This is a genomic window from Streptomyces sp. NPDC044064, assembly GCF_056434245.1.
Window position 1 is genome coordinate 106,014 of the sequence record NZ_JBWKFN010000005.1, and the last position, 18,905, is coordinate 124,918.

Consider the following 18,905-nt stretch of genomic DNA (forward strand, 5'->3'; position numbering starts at 1 on the left):
CGCTCCCCCCACCCCCCCCCCCCCCCCCCCCCCCCCCCCCCCCCCCCCCCCCCCCCCCCCCCCCCCCCCCCCCCCGCCGACGTGGCGCTGCTCGGGGTGCAGCTGTGTTCCGCGGTCCACTACCTGCACGGACAGGGCCTGCTGCACCTGGACCTCAAGCCGTCCAACGTGGTGGTGGACTGCGGCCATGCGAAGGTGCTGGACCTGAGCGTCGCGCGGCCGCCCGGCAGCGCGCCCCCGGGCCTGGGCACCTTCCGCTACCTGGCTCCCGAGCAGGCCCGCGGCGGGCCGCTGACGGAGGCGGCGGACGTATGGGGCATCGGCATCACGCTGTACGAACTCGCCTGCGGTGAGGCACCGTTCGACGGCGGCGGGGCCGTGGACGAGTCCTGCGAGGGGCAGTGGGCGGACGACTGTCCGCAGCTGGAGCGGAGCGCCCCGCCCGTCGCGTCCCGGCGGCGGCTGCCGGCCGCTCTGGCCGCTGCCGTCGACGGCTGTCTGCGCGCCGACCCGGCGTCCCGGCCCACCGTCGGCGAGCTGGCCGCCGCCCTCGACGCGCCGGCGCCCGGCCGCCGGCGCCACACCGCGGGCGCCTGAGGCCGTCCCGGGGTGGGCCGGGTTCACTCCCCCTCGGGGGCCTGGACCTGGCCGACGCGCAGGTCGGCCGTGGCCAGGACGGTGCCGTCGGGCTTGGTCAGGCGGGCACCCTTGACCGTCTTGAGGTCGATGGGGGTCGCCGCGCCCCAGTGGCCCTGACCGTCACGCAGGTCGAAGTCACCGACGCGGGTGGTGGTGCCGTCCGCGTGCTCCAGGAGACAGGTGGCCCTGCCGGTGTACGAGGCGTGGGTGCCGTTGAGGTCGACGGTCATGAAGAGCCATCCGGGGGGCCCGGGGTTGGCGTAGACCTCGCCGGCCGGATCCCCGGTCCCGTGGGCCGAGGTCAGGTCCCCGACCAGCACGGGCTCGGTCTCGACGGCGGGGGCCGACGAGGCTGTGAGCGCCTCGACGGCGGTGCCGATGCCCCAGCCGGCGAAGCCGCAGGCGACGGCGAGCGCGGCCACGACGGAGACCAGCCCCAGCCGGGCCCGGCGGGCGCGGCCGCGGAAGCCCTTGTGCTCGGCTGCCCACGGGTGCGCGTGCGCGCGGCCCTCGGGAACGCTCGCGGCGCGGGCCAGTCCGCGCGCCACCCGGGTCTCGAACCCGTTCGGCGGCTCGGCCGGCGGCAGCAGGCCGAGCAGCCGGTCGCCGACGAGGGTCAGATGCCCGACGTACTCCCGGCAGTCCGCACACTGCTCCAGGTGCTCGACCGCTTCGGCCCGCTGGCGCCCGAACAGCACGCCGAGTGCCAGCTCGGCGCCGCTCTCCCGGAGCTTCTCGCAGGTCACGTCACTGACCATGGTCGCCTCGCTTCGGAGACGTGAGCGTGTTCCGCAGCTTTGCCATCGCGGTTCTGATCCGCGTCTTGGCGGTACCCAGCGGGATGTTCTCCCAGTCGGCGATCTGCTGGGCCGTCATTCCGTAGATGCCCGCCATCACCAGGGCACGACCCTGTTCCCGTGGCAGTTCCGCCACGGCGGCCCGCAGCCGGGCCGAGGCCTCGTCGGCCAGCGCCCACTGCTCGGGCGTCTCGCTGACGACGTCCAGGAGCACGTCGAGGTCCTCCGGCGCCATCGGCTCGCTGCGCCGCGACCGGAGTGCGTCCACGGCGAGATTGTGCGCGATGGTCGTCAGCCAGGTCGCCACCGAACCGCGGCGCGGGTCGTAGATCTGGGCATGACGCCACGCGCGCTCGAATGTCTGCTGGGCGATGTCCTCGGCGAGCTGCGGGTCTCCGGTGACGGCGATGGCGACACCGAAGACCGTGTGCTGGAACCTCCGTACAAAGGTGGCCGCGAGTTCCGGGTCACCGGTGGCCAGCCCGGACAGCAGAGCCTCGTCCGGGAGCCGGCCCACAGGGAACCGAATCCCTTGCATACCTCCATATACGGTCCGCCCCCGCCAGGAGATTGTCCGGCCTTCGCGGCGGAAGATCACATTGCTATTCTCCGCCCGTCACCCCGGTGGCGCCCGTCAGTGGCCGTTCTGGGCCAGCCGCAGGAGGTGGTCCGCCAGGGCCTGCCCGCCGGTGGGCTCCCGGCTGATCAGCAGCAGCGTGTCGTCGCCCGCGATGGTGCCGAGGATGTCGTGCAGCTCGGCCTGGTCGATGGCGGAGGCGAGGAACTGGGCGGCCCCCGGAGGGGTCCGCAGGACCACCAGGTTGGCGGAGGCCTCGGCGGAGATCAGCAGTTCCTGGGACAGGCGCCGCATCCGCTCCTCCTTCGCCGACTCCCCGAGCGGCGCCCGGGGCGTGCGGAAGCCGCCCTCGCTCGGCACCGCGTAGATCAGGTCGCCGTCGTTGTTGCGGATCTTGACCGCGTTCAGCTCGTCGAGGTCCCGCGACAGCGTCGCCTGGGTCACGCTCAGCCCGTCGTCGGCGAGCAGCTTCGCCAGCTGGCTCTGCGACCGCACCGGCTGCCGGTTGAGGATGTCCACGATCCGGCGGTGCCGTGCGGTGCGGGTCTGCGGCACGGCGGGCCCGGCGCCCGCCGCGTGCTCATGGTCCTGCGCCTGGCTCATCGTCGTCTCATTCTCCGGATCGTCCGTCCCCGTTCTCCGGGTTCGCTGCGTCGAGGATGCCAGGCAGCGCCCGGAGGAAGGCGCCCGTCTCCTCGTCGCTCAGGTTCAGCGGCGGCATGAGCCGCACGACGTCGGGAGCGGGCGCGTTCACCAGGAACCCGGCCTCCTGGGCCGCCTGCTGCACGTGCGGTGCGAGCGGCCCGGTGAGCACGATACCCAGGAGGAGGCCCGCGCCCCGGACATAATCGATCAACGGGTGGCCGAGCGCTTCGATTCCCTCGCGCAGCGCCCCGCTCTGCCGCTTGACGTTCTCGAGCAGCCCCTCGTCCGCGATGGTGTCGAGGACGGCGAGCCCCGCGGCGCACGCGACCGGGTTGCCGCCGAAGGTCGTACCGTGCTGGCCGGGCCTGAGCAGGTCGGCGGCGCGCCCGAAGGCCACGGTGGCGCCGAGCGGCAGCCCGCCGCCGAGCCCCTTGGCGAGCGTGACGACGTCGGGCAGCACGCCCTCGTGGGCCTGGTACTCGAACCAGCTGCCGGTACGGCCGATGCCGGTCTGCACCTCGTCCAGGACGAGCAGCGCCCCGGTGGCGGCGGTGATCGCCCGGGCCGCCTTCAGATAACCGGTCGGGGGCACCACGACCCCGTTCTCGCCCTGGATCGGCTCGATGACGACGAGCGCCGTCTCCTCCGTGACCGCCGCGGCGAGCGCCTGGGCGTCGCCGTAGGGCACGTGGGTTACGTCGCCGGGCAGCGGCAGGAACGGCGCCTGCTTGCCGGGCTGGCCGGTGAGCGCCAGGGCGCCCATGGTGCGGCCGTGGAAGCCGCCGGTGGTCGCCACCATGTGGGTGCGCCCGGTCAGCCGGCCGATCTTGAAGGCGCCCTCGTTGGCCTCGGCGCCCGAGTTGCAGAAGAAGACCTTGCCGTCCCGGCCGAAGACCTGCAGCAGCCGTTCGGCGAGGGCGACGGGCGGCTCGGCGATGAACAGGTTGGAGACGTGCCCGAGGGAGGCGATCTGCCGGCTGACGGCCTCGACTACGGCCGGGTGGGCGTGGCCGAGCGCGTTGACCGCGATGCCGCCGACGAAGTCCAGGTACTGCTTGCCGTCGGCGTCCCACAGCTTGGCGCCCTCGCCGCGCACGAGGGGCAGTCGGGGGGTGCCGTAGTTGTTCATGAGCGCGCCCTGCCAGCGCGCGGTCAGCTCTGCGTTGGTCGCGGTGCCCGTCATGACTGCTCCCCCTCGGTTTCGTCGGGCACGACCATCGTGCCGATGCCCTCGTCGGTGAAGATCTCCAGCAGGATCGAGTGCTGGACCCGGCCGTCGATGACGCGGGCGGTGGTGACGCCGTTGCGTACGGCGTGCAGGCAGCCCTCCATCTTCGGCACCATGCCCAAGGACAGCTCCGGCAGCAGTTTCTCCAGCTCGGACGCGGTGAGGCGGCTGATCACCTCGTCGGAGTCCGGCCAGTCCTCGTAGAGGCCCTCGACATCGGTGAGGACCATGAGGGTTTCGGCCCCAAGTGCCGCAGCGAGTGCCGCAGCCGCCGTATCAGCATTGACGTTGTAGACATGTCCGTCGTCCTGGGATCGGGCGATCGAGGACACGACCGGGATGCGGCCGTCGGCCAGCAGGGCCTCGATCGCGCCCGTGTCGATCGCGGTGATCTCGCCGACCCGCCCGATGTCGACGAGTTCGCCGTCGATCTCGGGCCGGTGCCTGGTGGCGGTGATGGTGTGGGCGTCCTCGCCCGTCAGGCCCACGGCGAGCGGGCCGTGCTGGTTGAGCAGCCCGACCAGCTCGCGCTGCACCTGCCCGGCCAGCACCATCCGTACGACGTCCATGGCGTCCTCGGTGGTGACCCTGAGGCCCGCCTTGAACTCGCTGACGATGCCGTGCCGGTCGAGGGCGGCGCTGATCTGGGGGCCGCCGCCGTGCACCACGACCGGCCTGAGGCCGGCGTGCCGCAGGAAGACGACGTCCTGGGCGAAGGCGCTCTTCAGCTCCTCGTTCACCATGGCGTTGCCGCCGAACTTGATGACGACGGTCTTGCCGTGGTGCCGGGTCAGCCAGGGCAGCGCCTCGATGAGGGTCTGGGCCTTGGGCAGGGCGGTGTGCTTGCGCGTCGTTCCAGTGCTCATGAGGAGTAGGCGCTGTTCTCGTGGACGTAGTCGGCGGTCAGGTCGTTGGTCCAGATGGTGGCGGTCTCGGAACCGGCCGCGAGGTCGGCGACGATGTGCACCTCGCGGTAGCGCATGTCGACCAGCTCGCGGTCCTCGCCGACTCCGCCGTTCTTGCACACCCAGACGCCGTTGATGGCGACGTTCAGCTGCTCCGGCTCGAAGGCGGCCCTGGTCGTGCCGATCGCGGACAGGACGCGGCCCCAGTTGGGGTCCTCGCCGTGGATCGCGCACTTGAGGAGGTTGTTGCGGGCGATGGAGCGGCCCACCTCGACGGCGTCGTCCTCGGACGCCGCGTTGATCACCTCGACCCTGATGTCCTTGCTGGCGCCCTCGGCGTCCCGGATCAGCTGCTGGCCGAGGTCGTCGCAGACCTGGCGCACGGCCTCGGCGAACTCGGCGTACTCCGGGGTGATGCCGGAGGAGCCGGAGGCGAGCAGCAGCACCGTGTCGTTGGTGGACATGCAGCCGTCGGAGTCGACGCGGTCGAAGGTGACCTTCGTGGCCGCGCGCAGCGTCCGGTCCAGCACCTCCCCGTCCAGGTCGGCGTCGGTGGTGAGGACGACCAGCATGGTGGCCAGGCCCGGCGCGAGCATGCCCGCGCCCTTGGCCATGCCGCCGACGGTCCAGCCGTCCCTGGTCGCCACGGACGTCTTGTGGACGGTGTCGGTGGTCTTGATGGCGATGGCGGCCTTCTCGCCGCCGTGCTCGGAGAGCTGGGCCGCGGCCGTCCCGACGCCGGGGAGCAGCTTGTCCATGGGCAGCAGGACGCCGATGAGGCCGGTGGAGCAGACGGCGACCTCGACGGCACCCCGGCCGAGCACCTCGGCCGCCTTCTCGGCGGTCGCGTGTGTGTCCTGGAAGCCCTTGGGGCCCGTGCAGGCGTTTGCACCGCCGGAGTTGAGGACCACGGCCGACACCTGGCCGCTCCTGAGGACCTGCTCGGACCAGAGCACCGGCGCGGCCTTCACACGGTTGGAGGTGAAGACGCCCGCGGCGGCACGGCGCGGCCCGTTGTTGACCACGAGGGCCAGGTCGGGGTTGCCGTTCTCCTTGATCCCGGCGGCAATGCCGGCCGCCGTGAATCCCTTGGCTGCCGTGACACTCACGGTGCGACTCCGATCGTGGAAAGCCCGGTGGTCTCGTCGAAACCCAGGGCGATGTTCATGCTCTGTACGGCACCGCCCGCGGTGCCCTTGGTCAGGTTGTCGATGGCGCTGATCGCGATGATGCGCCCCACGGCCTCGTCGTACGCGACCTGCACCTGAACGGCGTTGGAACCGTGGACGGACGCGGTGGCGGGCCACTGTCCCTCGGGGAGCAGGTGGACGAACGGCTCGTCGGCGTAGGCCTTCTCATAGGCGGCGCGCACGGACTCCCCGGTCACCCCGTCCCGGGCGGACGCGCTGCACGTGGCGAGGATGCCGCGGGGCATCGGCGCGAGGGTCGGGGTGAACGAGACGGAGATCCGCTCGCCGGCCACCCCGCTGAGGTTCTGGATCATCTCGGGGGTGTGCCGGTGCCCGCCGCCCACGCCGTAGGGCGACATCGACCCCATGACCTCGCTGCCCAGCAGGTGCGGCTTGGGCGCCTTACCCGCGCCGGAGGTGCCGGACGCGGCGACGATCACCGCCTCGGGCTCGGCGAGTGCGGCCGCGTAGGCCGGGAACAGGGCGAGGGTCACGGCGGTCGGGTAGCAACCGGGCACCGCGATGCGCTTGGACCCCTCCAGCGCGGTGCGGGCGCCCGGAAGTTCGGGGAGGCCGTAGGGCCAGGTACCGGCGTGCGGGGAGCCGTAGAACTTCTCCCAGTCGGCCGCGTCCGCGAGGCGGAAGTCGGCGCCCATGTCGACGACGAGGACATCCGGGCCGAGTTGCTCGGCGACGGCGGCGGACTGCCCGTGCGGCAGCGCCAGGAAGACGACATCGTGCCCGGCGAGCACCTCGGCCGTGGTCTCGGTCAGTACCCGGTCGGCCAGCGGCAGCAGATGCGGCTGGAGCGCGCCGAGCCGCTGCCCGGCGTTGGAGTTGCCGGTCAGGGCACCGATCTCGACCTCGGGGTGCGCGAGGAGCAGGCGCAGGACCTCTCCGCCCGCGTATCCGCTCGCTCCGGCCACCGCCGCACGTACCGCCATGTCCACCCTCCTCTGGATGGCATGACTATACGTATCGATGCACGTTTATGCAATCGACCGGGGGAGCATCACCCAGCGGGACACGACGAACGTGACCGGGATGGCCGCCGCGGAGGCGAGCAGCGGGGCGAAGCGGCTGCCGGCGTGCAGGACGTCCACGATCACGTACACCCCGGCGGTCGTGATCAGGAAATTGGTGACGTTGGTCAGCGGGAACAGCAGGAATTTCCGCCAGGTGGGCCGCGTCCGGTAGGTGAAGCGCGCATTGAGGAAAAAGGAACCGATCATGCTGAGCAGAAAGGCGAGAATATGGGCGGCCAGGTAGGGCAGCCAGGTGAGGAACAACAGGTAGAGACAGTAATAAGTGGCGGTGTTGACCACACCGACCGCAGCAAAGGTGACGATCTGTCGTTTCAAGGAATGAGGTCTTTCGTCCGTTCCACATTGGTCGCCTGCACCAGGAAGTGCGGGCGCCCCTTCACCTCGTAGTAGATGCGGCCGGTGTACTCCCCGATCACTCCCAGCATGACCATCTGCACGCCGGCGAGGGCCGTGACGGCGGTGATGATGGTCACATAGCCGGGCGTCTGGACGCCGTTGACGAGCGCGGCGCCCACGATCCAGGCGGTGTACAGCCCGGCGCACAGCAGCAGGCCCATGCCGAGCCAGAGGGCGGCGCGCAGCGGCCGGTTGTTGAAGGAGAGCAGGCCGTCGAGGCCGTAGTTGAGCAGGCTGCGGAAGGACCAGGAGCTGCTGCCGGCGTCACGTGTCGCGTTCTCGTACTCGAAGGTGGTGCTCGGGAAGCCGACCCAGGCGAACAGGCCCTTGGAGAAGCGGTTGTACTCGGTGAGGTTCAGGACCGCGTCCACCACTCGGCGCGACAGCAGACGGAAGTCGCCCACGCCGTCGACGAGTTCGACGTCGACCATGCGGTTGATGAGCCGGTAGTAGAGGCGGGCGGTGACGGTGCGGGTGAGGCGGTCGCCGGTGCGGCTGCGTTTGGCGATGACCTGGTCGTAGCCCTGGCCGCGCAGCTCCACCATCCGCTTGATCAGCTCCGGCGGGTGCTGGAGGTCGGCGTCCATGACGACGACCGAGTCGCCCGAGGCGTGCCTGAGGCCCGCGAGCAGGGCCGCCTCCTTGCCGAAGTTGCGGCTGAAGGAGACGTACCGCACCCGCGAGTCGCGGTCGGCGAGGTGCCCCAGCACGGCGAGCGTGCGGTCCCGGCTGCCGTCGTCGACGTACACGAACTCCATGTCGTGGCCGAGCGGCAGCAGCTCGTCCGCGATCTTCTGGACCTCCTCGTGGAAGCGTTCGAGGACGTCTTCCTCGTTGTAGCAGGGCGCGACGATCGATATCAGCATGGCGGTCCCCCAGGGGCGCGGTCAGAGGGCGGTGGTCACGCGCTCGCGTGGCGGTGTGGTCGTGGGCGGTGCCGGGGCGCGTCTGCGGCGCACGGCGGTGAAGGTGCCGAGCAGGGCGAACGTGAGCAGCGAGGCGCCCCCGACGGCCGTGCCCAGTCGCAGCCCGGGCGGGTGGAAGGTGCAGGTCAGCAAGGTCGAGGTGCCGGCGATGCCGGCGATGCCGTCCAGGGGGACGGCGATCAGCCCGTGGTACTCCCCCGCCGGCCGGGCCGCGCCGCCGCCGGTGGCGCACCGCCAGCCGGCGATCCGGGGCGCGGCGACGACCGCGATCCCCTTGCTGCCCGCGGGCAGTCGGGCCCGGATCGTGCCGTCCGAGACGGTGACCTCGGTGGCGCCGGCGGCCTTCAGCCGGCCGGCCGCCGTGCGCAGGCGTGCGGTGTCCAGGCAGCCGATCGCACCGCCCGGGATACGGCCGGGCCGCTCCGGGGTCAGTTCGATGCGCAGCCGGCCGGAGGCCGGGGCCGGGCCGAGCGGCGCCATGGCCGCGCGGTTGCGCGGGTATTCGAAGTGGAAGCGGGCGGCGGTGCCGGCGCCGTGCTGCCGTGCCGTGCCCGAGTAGTGCGGGGCCCACAGGTACACCTGCGTCCCGGCCGGGCAGCGGGCCGTGATCGTCGGGCTCGTCACGGCGTTGCCGGAACCGACCCGGCCTCCCCGGGCCGGCTTTCCGGTGTCGCCGTGAACGGCGAGCCGGGGCACGGTGTAGACGCGGCTGCCGAGCAGCAGTTCCTGGTTGCGGTACGGCGACGGCCCGAAGGCGGCCCGGTCGGGAGCGGTCCGCACGGTCACCAGCGGCGGCACGTCGCGCCGGGTCACGGTCACCCGGCCGCCGTCCTGCGGCACGTGCTTCTGGTGCGGGTCCGGCGGCGAGTGGACCCGGGCGCCGACCGAGAAGATCACGTCGGTGACGGCGTTGTCCAGGCTCTGCACGCTGCGGCCGCGCGAGGTCCAGCCGTCGCCGAGCGCGGTGAGCGTACGGCTGAGGACGTCGGAGGTGAGGCTGCTGTAGTACTGGGCCCCCTGGCCGCCCACCAGCATCGGGTCGTTGCCGACGGTCTGCTCGCGGCCGGGGTCGGTCCGGTACCGGGGCCAGCCCTCGGCCCCCGCGACGACGTCCGCCTGCCGCTGCTGCCGCTGCCCCCAGGGCGCGTAGTCGTCCAGGTGTCCGAGGCGCAGCCGGGTGGCCACGGCGGAGGTGGCGGCCGTCTCGCCGAGCTGCGCACCGAGCAGGAGGACGACGGCCAGGCCGGCCAGCCGGGTGCGCCGGCCCGCGTCCGCGCGGGCGAGCAGGGCCAGCCCGCCGAGCGCGCCGGCGGTGGCGAGCAGCAGCACCGGCCAGGCGAAGGCCCGCACCAGGTCGCTCCGGCCGGCCACGAGGGCGATCAGGGCGAGCAGCCCGGCCGCCGCCGTGAGCGCGCGCCGGTCGGGCGGGCCGTACGACAGCGCGTGCCAGGCGGCGATGACCAGCAGCCCGCAGAGCACGAAGGCCTGGCGGTAGGGGCTGCCCTGCGGGGTGGCGAAGGCGTGCCAGACCAGGTGGGTCGGCGCCCACTGCAGTGACAGGGTCACCGCGAGCACGAGGAGCGTCCAGCCCGCACGCACCCGGACGGGGACCGCGCGGTGGAACGGCAGCGCGAGGGCGAGCAGCAGGGCCGTGATGCCCACGTAGACGGCCGGGGAGCCGAAGCCGTACGTCGCCGGCATCAGCCGGGCCAGCACGTCCTCGCTCGCCACCGGGGCGAACTGCCGGACACGGCCCGGGTAGGCATGCTTGGTGCCGAAGTAGACGACCGTCACCAGCGGAGCGGCCAGGCCCACGCCGAGGACCACGGTGAGCACGGCGCGGCCGGCCGCCGCGAGCGCCCGCCGCCGGGGCAGGTCCGCGAGCAGCAGCCGGAGCAGCAGCACAAGGCCTGCGCCGACAGTGGCCATGTAGGCGGTGTAGAAGTTGGCCGTCCAGGCGAGGGCCACGACGAGGACGCCCAGGTGACGGCGGCGCCCGGCGATGGCCCACTCACCGACCAGGCACAGCAGCGGCAGCGCGACGAGGCCGTCCAGCCACATGGGGTTGTAGGAGGCGTCGGCGACGCTCCAGCCGCACAGGGCGTAGGAGGCGCCGAGCAGGCCGGCCGCCCACCAGCGGCCGGGGCGCAGGGCGAGCAGCAGGCAGGCCATGGCGGCGGCCGCGGCCGCGGTCTTCAGTCCGGTGACGACGTATACCGCGAGGTCGATCTCGTCCCGCGGGAAGAGGGCCACGAGCAGCGCGAACGGGCTGCCCAGATAGGTGCCGATGTCGGGCAGGAAGCTGGAGCCGTAGCCGGACTGCCAGTTGACGAGGAGGCCGCCGTCGGCCCTGCCGTGCAGCAGGTCCCACAGGTGGGCGTGGAAGGGCACGTACTGGTTGCCCAGGTCGTTGACGCTGCGGGTGCGGGGGCCGAACGGGTAGCTGCGGGCAAGGACGTCGGCGGCACAGAACGCCGTGACCGTGACGGCAGCGGCGAGCAGTGCGGCGGCCCGCCTCGGCCGGGATATCTCTTTCACGCCCTGTTCCTGTCCGGGTGCCGCCGCGCGCTGCAATGCATTTTCGGTGCTCCCCCACGGAATGTATGCCTCGTCGATTCGCCGTCTTAGACGGGACACGTTTCCTGTTGGTTGTGTGCTCAGCGAAAAGTGAGGCGACTTCCTCCGAATACGGGAAACACCGTGTGAATTTCATGAAGCCAAGGAAAACAAACGCTTTCCGGATGGTGTTTTCAAGGTGAACCGGGCTCGGACCCGGGCCCGCTTGACCTGGAGCGCGCTCCAGGTTCTACGGTTGTGTTCATGACCAGCGGACAGCCTCTCCCGCAGGACCGGGAGTCCTCGTTGACCATCGCCCAGGTGGTCGAACGCACCGGCCTCTCGCACGACACGCTGCGCTACTACGAGAGGGCCGGCCTGATCGAGCGGGTCGGCCGCACCACCGGCAACCAGCGGCGCTACCAGGCGGCCGACCTGGCCTGGCTGGAGTTCCTGCTCCGGCTGCGCGAGACCGGCATGTCGATCGCCGACATGCAGCGCTTCGCCCGGCTGCGGGCGGAAGGGGACGCGACGGTCGCGAACCGGCTGGAGATGCTCCGCGAGCACCGCGCCGAGCTGGCCGGCCGCATCCGCGCGCTGAGGCGCAACGCGGTCGCGCTGGACGACAAGATCGATCACTACCGACGGCTGCTGCACGAGCGGGAGCCGGGAACGGACGGCCTCACATGAGCGAGAGCACCACCCGTGACGAGCGTTTCGCGCACGGCCTGGAAGTCCTGAAGAAGGTCGACGGCGAGGCCGGGCAGCGGGTCGTCGACTCGCTCGCCGACATCAGCCCGGAGCTGGGGCACCAGATCGTCTCGTGGGCCTTCGGGGAGATGTACGACCGGCCCGGACTCGCCCCGCGCGACCGCCAGCTGGTCACCCTGGGCATGCTCACCGCGCTCGGCGGCTGCGAGGCCCAGCTGGACGTGCATGTGAACGCGGCGCTCAACGTGGGCCTCACGGCCGAGCAGATCACCGAGGCACTGCTGCACTCCGCCGTCTACTGCGGCATGCCGAAGGCGCTGAACGCGACCTTCGCCGCGAAGAAGGTCTTCGCCGAGCGCGGGCTGCTGCCGCTCGGACAGCAGCCCGCGGGCGGCACCGTGGCCACCTCGGCCCGATCCGCAGGAAGGTGACGGAGTTCGCCGGGAAGGCGCAGGCGCCGTACGTGCCGCGGAGGCCTGGGCGTTGACGACCTTGACGATCAGCTCACCGGTCCTCGCGTCCCAGGTGACGACCTGGCGGAACGGCTCGGCCGGCCGGTCGTCGGTGAAGCTGCCCCACCGCTGCCCGTCGAGGTACAGGGTGACGCGGCGGCCGCGCACTGATGTCGATGTCGTGGGCCCGGCCCGTCTCGACCGAGCCCGCCTTACGAGTTCGAAGTATCGGACAGTGGTCAGCACTTCGAACGGCAAGATAGGGAAGGGATATGCACGTCGATGGGGCGGACGGACAGGGGTGATGATGGGCGGGTTCTGGCCCGTGGCCGACGTCCTGGCCCACCTGGCCGGACGCTGGCGGGTGGAGCGGACCGTGCGCGATCTGGCGAGCGGGCAAGAAGGGCGGTTCGAGGGACTCACCGTCTTCAGCCCGCTCGACGGCGGCGGACTGCTGCACGAGGAGTCGGGGACCTTCACCTGGCAGGGCGTGGCACGTCCCGCGACGCGCACGCTGCGCTTCCTGCCCGGGGCCTCGCCCGGGACGGCCGACGTCCGTTTCGCGGACGGCCGGCCCTTCCACGACCTGGACCTGACCTCGGGACGGTACGCCGTGGGCCACCCCTGTGCGGCCGACCTCTACCGGGGCGAGTTCACGGTCACGGACGCCGGCCACTGGCGCTCGGTGTGGCGGGTCGGCGGACCGGCGAAGGACCTGCTGCTGACCACCGACTACGTGCTCGAGGGCTGAGCGGACCCGCCGTCCAGACGGAGGTTCCAGCGGCCCGAGCGGCCCGTCACCGTGGACGTGGACAGCGGGCGCACGTCGATGTTCCAGTACGTCGCGGGCGGCGCCTTCAGGGCGTACACCAGGGCGGCGCGGATCACCGAGGGCTCGGCGACGGCGACGATCCGGCCGCCGTCGCCCACCGGGCGCGTGTCGAGCCAGCTCGCGACCCGGGAGATGAAGGCCAGCAGCGACTCGCCGCCGTGCGGGGTGGAGCGCGGATCGGCGAGCCAGGCGTCCACGGCGTCCGGTTCGCGGGCCATCGCCTCGCCCAGCGTCAGCCCACGCCAGCGGCCCATGTCGCAGTCGCGCAGCGCGAGCTGGACCAGGGGGGCGTACCCCAGGGCGTCGCCGGTGGCACGGCTGCGCGGGGTCGGGGAGCAGTAACGCAGGTCGGCCGCCCGCAACGGCAGCAGGTCCCAGGCCATGCGCTGCACCTCGTCCCAGCCGGCCTGGTCCAGCGGCCGGTCGTCCTCGAAGCGCTCCGCGAGCAGCGGGGAGCTGCGCGCGGCTGCGACGAACGTGACCCGAAGTGGCATGCGGTGATGGTGAGCCTCGGGTGTACGCAGGTCAAGGCCCATTACCCGGGGTGTGCGGCCGCTTACCCGAAGAGGTGGACCATCCACTGGTCGGGGCGGTCCAGCGGCCGGAAGCCCACCTTCTCGTACACCCCCTGGGCGTCCTCCGTGGCGAGCAGCATGCGCCGCAGCCCGAGGGGCCGCAGGTGGTCCCGTATCCGGCCGACGAACGCCGTGCCGACGCCCTTGCCGCGCACCGAAGGGTCGACGTACACGTCGGCGAGCCAGGCGAACAGGGCCCCGTCGGTCACCACGCGCGCGTACGCCACCTGCTCCCCGGAGGCCGTCGCGTACACCCCGAAGTTGATCGAGGACGCCATCGCGCGCTCGTGCTTCTCCCGCGGGCGGTCGATCGCCCAGTACGCGTCGGTCGACAGCCAGCTGTGGACGCGGTCGACGTCCACACGGGCGGTGTCGGCGGAGAACTCGTAGCCGTCGGGAAGATCGGGTGCGTCGCTCATACCGGGATCCTCACAGGGCCGGCAACCGGCGTCGAATCGATTTGCCCGGCGCTACGACCGCCTTCCCGCCTGAGCACGCCCTGCCTCAGAGCGCCTCGTCGCACGCCACCCGCAGCCGCCGGATCCCTTCCGTGATCTCCCCCACCCCCGCCACCGCCGCGAAGCTCAGACGCAGGTGGGCCGCCGGGGGTTCGGCGCTGAAGTAGGGGCGGCCGGGGGTGAGTGCGACGCCGTTGCGAAGAGCGGCCGCGGTCAGGGCCGACTCTCCCCCGGAGCCGAAGGCCCGGGAGGCGCCGCCCGCGCCGTCGGGGAGACGGAGCCAGAGGTGGTAGCCGCCGGAGGGGATGTGGGGCAGGGCGAGTTCGGGCAGATGGAGGGCCAGTTCGGTCGCCATGGTGGTGCGGCGGGTCTTCAGCTCGGCCGACAGGGCCCGCAGATGGCGGGGCCAGGCCGGGGACCCGACGAGTTCCAGGGCGGCCTCCTGGAGCGGCCGGGGGACGAAGAAGCTGTCCACGACCTGGATCGCGCGCAGGCGTTCCAGCACGGGCCCGCGCGCGGCCAGCGCGGCAACCCGGAAGCTGGGCGAGGTCGCCTTGGTCAGTGAGCCGACGTGGACGACCACGCCGTCGGGGTCGTCGGCGGCCAGCGTGCGGGGCAGCGGGCCGGAGTCCGCGTGCACGAGACGTCGTACGAAGTCGTCCTCGATGACGAACGCGCCCGCGGCGCGGGCGATGCGCAGCACCTCGGCCCGGCGGTCGGGGGCCAGGACCGCGCCGGTCGGGTTCTGGAACAGGGGCTGGCAGACGAAGACCCGGGCGCCGGTGGCCCGGAAGGCGTCGGCGAGGAGGTCGGGGCGCACGCCGTCGGGGTCGACCGGCACCGGGACCGGGCGCAGTCCGGCGGCGCGGGCGAGGGCCAGCATGCCCGGGTAGGTGGGCGACTCCACGAGGACCGGGGCGCCGGGCGGGGCCAGCGCCCTGAGGGCCGTGGCCAGCGCGGCCTGGCCGCCCGCGGCGATCAGCACCTCGGCCGCGGTGACCGCCCCGCCGATGCCGCGCGCGAACCACTCGCGCAGTTCGGGCAGCCCGTCCAGCGGCGGTCTCCCCCAGGCGCCGGGCCGCCGTCCGGCCCGGGCGAGGGCCGCGGCCATGGCCCGCTCGGGCTGCAGCGAGGGGTGCGGATAGCCGCCGTTGAACTCCAGCACGCCCGGGGGCGGGGTGGTGAGCGAGACGGTGACCCCGGAGGCGTCCACCGTGCGCGGTACGAGCTCGGCGATGCCGTCGGCGCTCAGCGCGACCTCCTGCCAGGAGGTGTCCCCGGCGGGCTCGGCGACGGCGTGCGGTGTTGCGCGGAAGGCGCCGGCGCCGGGCCGGGTGACCACCAGGCCTTCGGCGGACAGCTGGGCCAGGGCCCGGGAGACGGTCACCGGGCTCACCCGGAACCGCTCGACCAGAGCCCTGCTCGACGGGAGCTTTCCACCCGGCGAGTAGCGGTCAAGCTCCCTTCGAAGCTGTTCTGCCAGTTCGCCGACACTGCTACGCTCATGCATGAGAGCACAGAGTAGCGCTACTACCGCAACGGCGATAGCGGTCACCGCTCCCCGCGAACACCGGTCCTTCGGCATCGGGATGGCCGCCCTCGGCGTGACCGCCTTCTCCCTGACCTTCCCGTCCACCGCCTGGGGTCTGGAGAGCTTCGGCCCCTGGTCCCTGGTGGCGGTGCGGGGCGTCCTCGCGGCGCTGGTCGCGGGTGGGTGTCTGCTGGTACTGCGGGTGCGGCTGCCCGACCGCAGGCATCTGCCGGGCCTCGCGGTCGTCGCCGCCGGGGTGGTGTTCGGCTTCCCGCTGCTGACCACGCTCGCGCTGCAGACCTCGACCACCTCGCACGCCGCCGTCGTGGTGGGGCTGCTGCCGCTGACCACCGCCGCCTGCTCGGCGCTGCGCATGGGCCACCGGCCCTCGCGGCGGTTCTGGCTGGCGGCGCTGGCGGGCGCGGCGGCCGTGCTCGCCTTCACCGTCGGCCAGAGCGGCGGCGCGCTCACCGCGGCCGACGGCTACCTGTTCGCCGCGCTGCTGGTGTGCGCGGCCGGCTACACCGAGGGCGGGCGGCTGGCCCGGGTCATGCCCGGCTGGCAGGTCATCGGCTGGGCGCTGGTGCTGTGCCTGCCGCTGAGCCTGCCGGCCGCCGTGCTGGCGCTGTCGTACGAGCCGGTGCATCTCACCTGGCACGGGCTGACGGGTCTGGTGTGGGTCTCGGTGGTGTCGCAGTTCCTCGGGCTGGTCGTCTGGTACCGGGGCATGGCGGCCATCGGGATCCCGAAGGCCAGCCAGTTGCAGTTGGCCCAACCGCTGCTCACACTGGTGTGGTCGGCGCTGCTGCTGGGCGAGCACCTTACGGCGGCCGCTCCACTGACCGCCGTCGCCGTGCTGGTCTGCATCGCCGTCACCCAACGGTCATGACCGTGAGGAGAGCCTGATGCGCGCAACCGTCGGCGACCAGCTTGTCCAGCACGGCAGGGTGGTCGGCGAACACGACAAGATCGGCGAGATCGTCGAAGTGATGGGCCAGAAGGGCGAGCCACCGTACCGCGTCCGCTTCGAGGACGGGCACGTGGGCATCTGCTCCCCCGGCCCCGACACCGAGATCCGGCACAAGGAAATGCGAACGTCGTAGCTCAGCGCGGTGGCTTCGCCGGCTGCCCGTAGTGGTCGGCGACCACCCGCGCCATCGCTCCGGCCGGATCCGCCGCCACGTCCTTGGCGGCGAAGAACACGTGCCCGCGGACCTGCGGGTACCCGGCGGCGAGCGTGAGGTGCCGGGACAGCTCGACCGGGTCCTGCCACTGCGAGGGCTGCCCCGCGGCCCCCGCCTTGTACAGCGCCTCCCCGATGTACAGCTGCGTCCTGGTCCCCTCGGCCGCCTGCGCCCACCAGTCGACCAGCGTCGCGTAGTCGGCGGCGGCGAAGCCGATGTGCCAGTAGAGCTGCGGGACGATGTAGTCGATCCAGTGGTTGCGCACCCACTTGCGGGTGTCCGCGTGCAGGTCGTCGTACGTCTGCACGCCCGCCCGGGTGTCCGAGCCCCGTGAGTCGGTCGTGGCGTTGCGCCACACCCCGAACGGGCTGATCCCGAACCGGGTGCCGGGCCGCACCTGCTTGACGGCCGCCGCCGTCTCCCGCACCAGCTTGTCGATGTTGTCGCGGCGCCAGGCGGCCCGGGTGTCGAAGTCGCCGCCGTACCGGTCGTACGCGGCGTCGTCGTCGAAGGTCTGCCCGGCGACCGGGTAGGGGTAGAAGTAGTCGTCGAAGTGGACGGCGTCCACCGGGTACCTGACGACCGCGTCGAGCATGGCCTGCTCCACGAAGGCACGCACCTCGGGCAGGCCCGGGTTGTAGTAGAGCTTCCCGCCGTAGGGCACCACCCAGTCCGGGTGCCTGCGGGCCGGGTGCGAGGCGGCCAGGCGGGTCGGGTCCGTGTGATTGGCGACACGGTACGGGTTGAACCAGGCGTGCAGCTGCAGGCCGCGGGCGTGCGCCTCCCGCACGGCCGTGCCCAGCGGGTCCCAGCCCGGGTTCCGGCCCTGGGTGCCGGTCAGGTACTCCGACCAGGGCTCGTACGGCGAGGGCCACAGGGCGTCCGCCGTGGGCCGCACCTGGAGGATCACCGTGTTGAGCCGGTCCCGGACCGCCCGGTCCAGGTGGGCGATCAGCTCCGCGCGCTGTGCGTCGGCCGTGAGGCCGGACTTCGAGGGCCAGTCGCGGTTGGACACGGTCGCCAGCCACACGCCCCGCATCTCGGCGGCCGCGCGCGGCCACGGCCAGCGCGGGTCCGGCCGCTCCGGCGCCGCCGCCGAGCCCTGGGCCGTCGCCAGCGTCGACAGCGCCGCCAACGCGAACGCGCGCCGTGTCAGTCGCCCCATCTGCACACCCCCATACGCTCCGGATCCGCGCAGTGACGGATCGTTCCGCGCCCCAGGATGCCCCCACCCGGACGATCGATCATCGATACTTGGCGGTAACGTGCACGATCGGAGCAGGCGCCGAACCCGGAGGTCTGCCAGAGCCGGAAACCAGCGAAGGGGTCGATGTGACGGACTTCCCATCGGGAGACATTGCGCGCGTCGGAGTCGTGGGCTGCGGCCAGATGGGCGCGGGCATCGCCGAGGTGTGCGCCCGCGCGGGACTGGACGTGAAGGTCGCCGAGACCACCGGCGAGGCCCTGGAGATCGGCCGTACCCGGCTGTACAACTCCCTGACCAAGGCCGCCGAGCGCGGCAAGATCACCGAGGAGGAGCGGGACGCCACGCTGGCGCGCCTCAGCTTCACCACCGACCTCGGCGAGTTCGCCGACCGCGATCTGGTGATCGAGGCGGTCGTCGAGAACGAGCAGGTGAAGACGGAGATCTTCCAGGTGCTCGACCAGGTGCTGACCCGCGCGGACGCGATCCTGGCCTCCAACACGTCCTCCATCCCGCTGGTGAAGCTGGCGGTCGCCACCTCCCGCCCCGACCACGTGGTCGGCATCCACTTCTTCAACCCGGCCCCGGTGCAGCAGCTGGTCGAGCTGATCCCGGCGCTCACCACCTCCGAGGGCACGCTCAGCCGCGCCCAGCTCTTCGCCGAGAAGGTGCTCGGCAAGCACGCCATCCGCGCCCAGGACCGCTCCGGCTTCGTCGTGAACGCGCTGCTGGTGCCCTACCTGCTGTCCGCGATCCGGATGTTCGAGTCCGGCATCGCGAGCCGCGAGGACATCGACAACGGCATGGAGATGGGCTGCGCCCACCCGATGGGCCCGCTGAAGCTGTCCGACCTGATCGGTCTGGACACCATCGTCTCCATCGCCAACTCGATGTACGCCGAGTACAAGGAGCCGCTGTACGCCGCTCCCCCGCTGCTCCAGCGCATGGTCGAGGCGGGCCGGCTCGGCCGTAAGAGCGGCTCGGGCTTCTACACCTACGGCTGATTACCGTCCGCTACACCTGTGGGCCCGGCACCAATTTCGGTGCCGGGCC

General features: G+C 72.3%; 21 protein-coding genes and 1 pseudogene (1 of these 22 only partly in view). 7 read left to right on the forward strand and 15 right to left on the reverse strand.

What is annotated here, in order from left to right; translation table 11 throughout:
• On the forward strand, positions 1 to 597 hold the 3' portion of the coding sequence (locus tag AC07DS_RS10260; RefSeq protein WP_479144018.1) for a serine/threonine-protein kinase. 423 nt of this gene lie to the left of the window's left edge; the window shows 597 of its 1,020 coding nt (coding positions 424-1,020); the start codon falls outside the window, past its left edge; it ends in the stop codon at positions 595 to 597.
• Between the two features lie 23 nt (positions 598 to 620).
• Here AC07DS_RS10260 and AC07DS_RS10265 read toward each other — a convergent pair whose 3' ends face one another.
• The 10 genes from AC07DS_RS10265 to AC07DS_RS10310 form a co-directional block, all read right to left on the reverse strand.
• Positions 621 to 1,385: a hypothetical protein gene (locus AC07DS_RS10265; protein ID WP_479144019.1), complete on the reverse strand. Its 765-nt coding sequence runs from the start codon at positions 1,383 to 1,385 to the stop codon at positions 621 to 623.
• A 1-nt stretch (position 1,386) separates the two neighbouring features.
• Positions 1,387 to 1,974 carry an RNA polymerase sigma factor gene (locus tag AC07DS_RS10270; protein WP_479144020.1) on the reverse strand — a complete coding sequence of 196 codons (588 nt, stop codon included), beginning with the start codon at positions 1,972 to 1,974 and terminating at the stop codon, positions 1,387 to 1,389.
• A gap of 96 nt (positions 1,975 to 2,070) precedes the next feature.
• On the reverse strand, positions 2,071 to 2,616 hold the full coding sequence (locus tag AC07DS_RS10275) for an arginine repressor (protein WP_468813722.1): 546 nt from the start codon (positions 2,614 to 2,616) through the stop codon (positions 2,071 to 2,073).
• Between the two features lie 7 nt (positions 2,617 to 2,623).
• Positions 2,624 to 3,841 (reverse strand): acetylornithine transaminase, encoded by a 1,218-nt coding sequence (locus AC07DS_RS10280; protein WP_479144021.1) that lies wholly within the window; start codon positions 3,839 to 3,841, stop codon positions 2,624 to 2,626.
• A complete protein-coding gene (gene argB / locus AC07DS_RS10285) occupies positions 3,838 to 4,752 on the reverse strand; it encodes an acetylglutamate kinase (RefSeq protein WP_479144022.1) in 915 nt (304 codons plus the stop codon). The genes AC07DS_RS10280 and argB overlap by 4 nt, the downstream gene beginning before the upstream one ends.
• On the reverse strand, positions 4,749 to 5,900 hold the full coding sequence (gene argJ / locus AC07DS_RS10290) for a bifunctional glutamate N-acetyltransferase/amino-acid acetyltransferase ArgJ (protein WP_479144023.1): 1,152 nt from the start codon (positions 5,898 to 5,900) through the stop codon (positions 4,749 to 4,751). The genes argB and argJ overlap by 4 nt, the downstream gene beginning before the upstream one ends.
• A complete protein-coding gene (gene argC / locus AC07DS_RS10295) occupies positions 5,897 to 6,925 on the reverse strand; it encodes an N-acetyl-gamma-glutamyl-phosphate reductase (protein ID WP_479144024.1) in 1,029 nt (342 codons plus the stop codon). The genes argJ and argC overlap by 4 nt, the downstream gene beginning before the upstream one ends.
• A 45-nt stretch (positions 6,926 to 6,970) precedes the next feature.
• Complete coding sequence (locus AC07DS_RS10300; protein WP_479144025.1) at positions 6,971 to 7,342, reverse strand: GtrA family protein; 372 nt, start codon at positions 7,340 to 7,342, stop codon at positions 6,971 to 6,973.
• A complete protein-coding gene (locus AC07DS_RS10305) occupies positions 7,339 to 8,289 on the reverse strand; it encodes a glycosyltransferase family 2 protein (protein WP_479144026.1) in 951 nt (316 codons plus the stop codon). The genes AC07DS_RS10300 and AC07DS_RS10305 overlap by 4 nt, the downstream gene beginning before the upstream one ends.
• A gap of 21 nt (positions 8,290 to 8,310) precedes the next feature.
• The gene (locus AC07DS_RS10310; RefSeq protein WP_479144027.1) at positions 8,311 to 10,887 is read right to left on the reverse strand and encodes a YfhO family protein; all 2,577 of its coding nucleotides are present in this window, start codon (positions 10,885 to 10,887) and stop codon (positions 8,311 to 8,313) included.
• 282 nt (positions 10,888 to 11,169) lie between these two features.
• Between AC07DS_RS10310 and AC07DS_RS10315 the strand changes: the two genes are divergently transcribed.
• On the forward strand, positions 11,170 to 11,595 hold the full coding sequence (locus AC07DS_RS10315) for a MerR family transcriptional regulator (protein ID WP_479144028.1): 426 nt from the start codon (positions 11,170 to 11,172) through the stop codon (positions 11,593 to 11,595).
• Positions 11,592 to 12,047 (forward strand): carboxymuconolactone decarboxylase family protein, encoded by a 456-nt coding sequence (locus AC07DS_RS10320; RefSeq protein ID WP_479144029.1) that lies wholly within the window; start codon positions 11,592 to 11,594, stop codon positions 12,045 to 12,047. Before AC07DS_RS10315 ends, AC07DS_RS10320 begins: the two co-directional genes overlap by 4 nt.
• Before the next feature lie 24 nt (positions 12,048 to 12,071).
• Here the strand turns inward: AC07DS_RS10320 and AC07DS_RS10325 are convergent.
• Positions 12,072 to 12,282: pseudogene (locus AC07DS_RS10325) on the reverse strand (hypothetical protein); the annotation flags it as partial.
• A 93-nt stretch (positions 12,283 to 12,375) separates the two neighbouring features.
• On the opposite strand from AC07DS_RS10325, the gene AC07DS_RS10330 reads away from it, so the two are divergent.
• On the forward strand, positions 12,376 to 12,819 hold the full coding sequence (locus AC07DS_RS10330) for a DUF6314 family protein (RefSeq protein ID WP_479144230.1): 444 nt from the start codon (positions 12,376 to 12,378) through the stop codon (positions 12,817 to 12,819).
• On the opposite strand, the gene AC07DS_RS10335 is transcribed toward AC07DS_RS10330, so the two are convergent.
• From AC07DS_RS10335 to AC07DS_RS10345, 3 genes are all read right to left on the reverse strand, one after another.
• Positions 12,801 to 13,394 carry a histidine phosphatase family protein gene (locus tag AC07DS_RS10335; RefSeq protein ID WP_479144030.1) on the reverse strand — a complete coding sequence of 198 codons (594 nt, stop codon included), beginning with the start codon at positions 13,392 to 13,394 and terminating at the stop codon, positions 12,801 to 12,803. The two genes, AC07DS_RS10330 and AC07DS_RS10335, sit on opposite strands and share 19 nt — an antisense overlap.
• A 62-nt stretch (positions 13,395 to 13,456) precedes the next feature.
• Positions 13,457 to 13,894 carry a GNAT family N-acetyltransferase gene (locus tag AC07DS_RS10340; RefSeq protein WP_479144031.1) on the reverse strand — a complete coding sequence of 146 codons (438 nt, stop codon included), beginning with the start codon at positions 13,892 to 13,894 and terminating at the stop codon, positions 13,457 to 13,459.
• A gap of 85 nt (positions 13,895 to 13,979) precedes the next feature.
• A complete protein-coding gene (locus AC07DS_RS10345; RefSeq protein ID WP_479144032.1) occupies positions 13,980 to 15,443 on the reverse strand; it encodes an aminotransferase-like domain-containing protein in 1,464 nt (487 codons plus the stop codon).
• Between AC07DS_RS10345 and AC07DS_RS10350 the strand changes: the two genes are divergently transcribed.
• Together AC07DS_RS10350 and AC07DS_RS10355 are read left to right on the forward strand one after the other, a co-directional pair.
• Positions 15,442 to 16,353, forward strand: a complete 912-nt coding sequence (locus AC07DS_RS10350; protein ID WP_479144033.1) for a DMT family transporter — start codon at positions 15,442 to 15,444, stop codon at positions 16,351 to 16,353. The genes AC07DS_RS10345 and AC07DS_RS10350 overlap by 2 nt on opposite strands.
• Before the next feature lie 16 nt (positions 16,354 to 16,369).
• Entirely contained in the window at positions 16,370 to 16,567 is a 198-nt protein-coding gene (locus tag AC07DS_RS10355) for a DUF1918 domain-containing protein (protein ID WP_479144034.1), read from the forward strand.
• A gap of 1 nt (position 16,568) precedes the next feature.
• On the opposite strand, the gene AC07DS_RS10360 is transcribed toward AC07DS_RS10355, so the two are convergent.
• On the reverse strand, positions 16,569 to 17,813 hold the full coding sequence (locus AC07DS_RS10360) for a glycoside hydrolase family 10-like protein (RefSeq protein WP_479144035.1): 1,245 nt from the start codon (positions 17,811 to 17,813) through the stop codon (positions 16,569 to 16,571).
• A gap of 167 nt (positions 17,814 to 17,980) precedes the next feature.
• Here AC07DS_RS10360 and AC07DS_RS10365 point away from each other — a divergent pair, with 167 nt between their 5' ends.
• Positions 17,981 to 18,856 (forward strand): 3-hydroxybutyryl-CoA dehydrogenase, encoded by an 876-nt coding sequence (locus AC07DS_RS10365; RefSeq protein WP_479144036.1) that lies wholly within the window; start codon positions 17,981 to 17,983, stop codon positions 18,854 to 18,856.
• The last annotated feature ends 49 nt before the right edge of the window (positions 18,857 to 18,905 follow it).

Coding starts and splice junctions, on each gene's coding strand:
- AC07DS_RS10330 (WP_479144230.1), top strand. CDS start 12,376: ATGGGCGGGTTCTGGCCCGTGGCCGACGTCCTGGCCCACCTGGCCGGA.
- AC07DS_RS10360 (WP_479144035.1), bottom strand. CDS start 17,813: ATGGGGCGACTGACACGGCGCGCGTTCGCGTTGGCGGCGCTGTCGACG.
- AC07DS_RS10350 (WP_479144033.1), top strand. CDS start 15,442: ATGAGAGCACAGAGTAGCGCTACTACCGCAACGGCGATAGCGGTCACC.
- AC07DS_RS10280 (WP_479144021.1), bottom strand. CDS start 3,841: ATGACGGGCACCGCGACCAACGCAGAGCTGACCGCGCGCTGGCAGGGC.
- argB (WP_479144022.1), bottom strand. CDS start 4,752: ATGAGCACTGGAACGACGCGCAAGCACACCGCCCTGCCCAAGGCCCAG.
- AC07DS_RS10345 (WP_479144032.1), bottom strand. CDS start 15,443: ATGCATGAGCGTAGCAGTGTCGGCGAACTGGCAGAACAGCTTCGAAGG.
- AC07DS_RS10270 (WP_479144020.1), bottom strand. CDS start 1,974: ATGCAAGGGATTCGGTTCCCTGTGGGCCGGCTCCCGGACGAGGCTCTG.
- AC07DS_RS10305 (WP_479144026.1), bottom strand. CDS start 8,289: ATGCTGATATCGATCGTCGCGCCCTGCTACAACGAGGAAGACGTCCTC.
- argC (WP_479144024.1), bottom strand. CDS start 6,925: ATGGCGGTACGTGCGGCGGTGGCCGGAGCGAGCGGATACGCGGGCGGA.
- AC07DS_RS10335 (WP_479144030.1), bottom strand. CDS start 13,394: ATGCCACTTCGGGTCACGTTCGTCGCAGCCGCGCGCAGCTCCCCGCTG.
- AC07DS_RS10340 (WP_479144031.1), bottom strand. CDS start 13,894: ATGAGCGACGCACCCGATCTTCCCGACGGCTACGAGTTCTCCGCCGAC.
- AC07DS_RS10320 (WP_479144029.1), top strand. CDS start 11,592: ATGAGCGAGAGCACCACCCGTGACGAGCGTTTCGCGCACGGCCTGGAA.
- AC07DS_RS10315 (WP_479144028.1), top strand. CDS start 11,170: ATGACCAGCGGACAGCCTCTCCCGCAGGACCGGGAGTCCTCGTTGACC.
- AC07DS_RS10275 (WP_468813722.1), bottom strand. CDS start 2,616: ATGAGCCAGGCGCAGGACCATGAGCACGCGGCGGGCGCCGGGCCCGCC.
- AC07DS_RS10355 (WP_479144034.1), top strand. CDS start 16,370: ATGCGCGCAACCGTCGGCGACCAGCTTGTCCAGCACGGCAGGGTGGTC.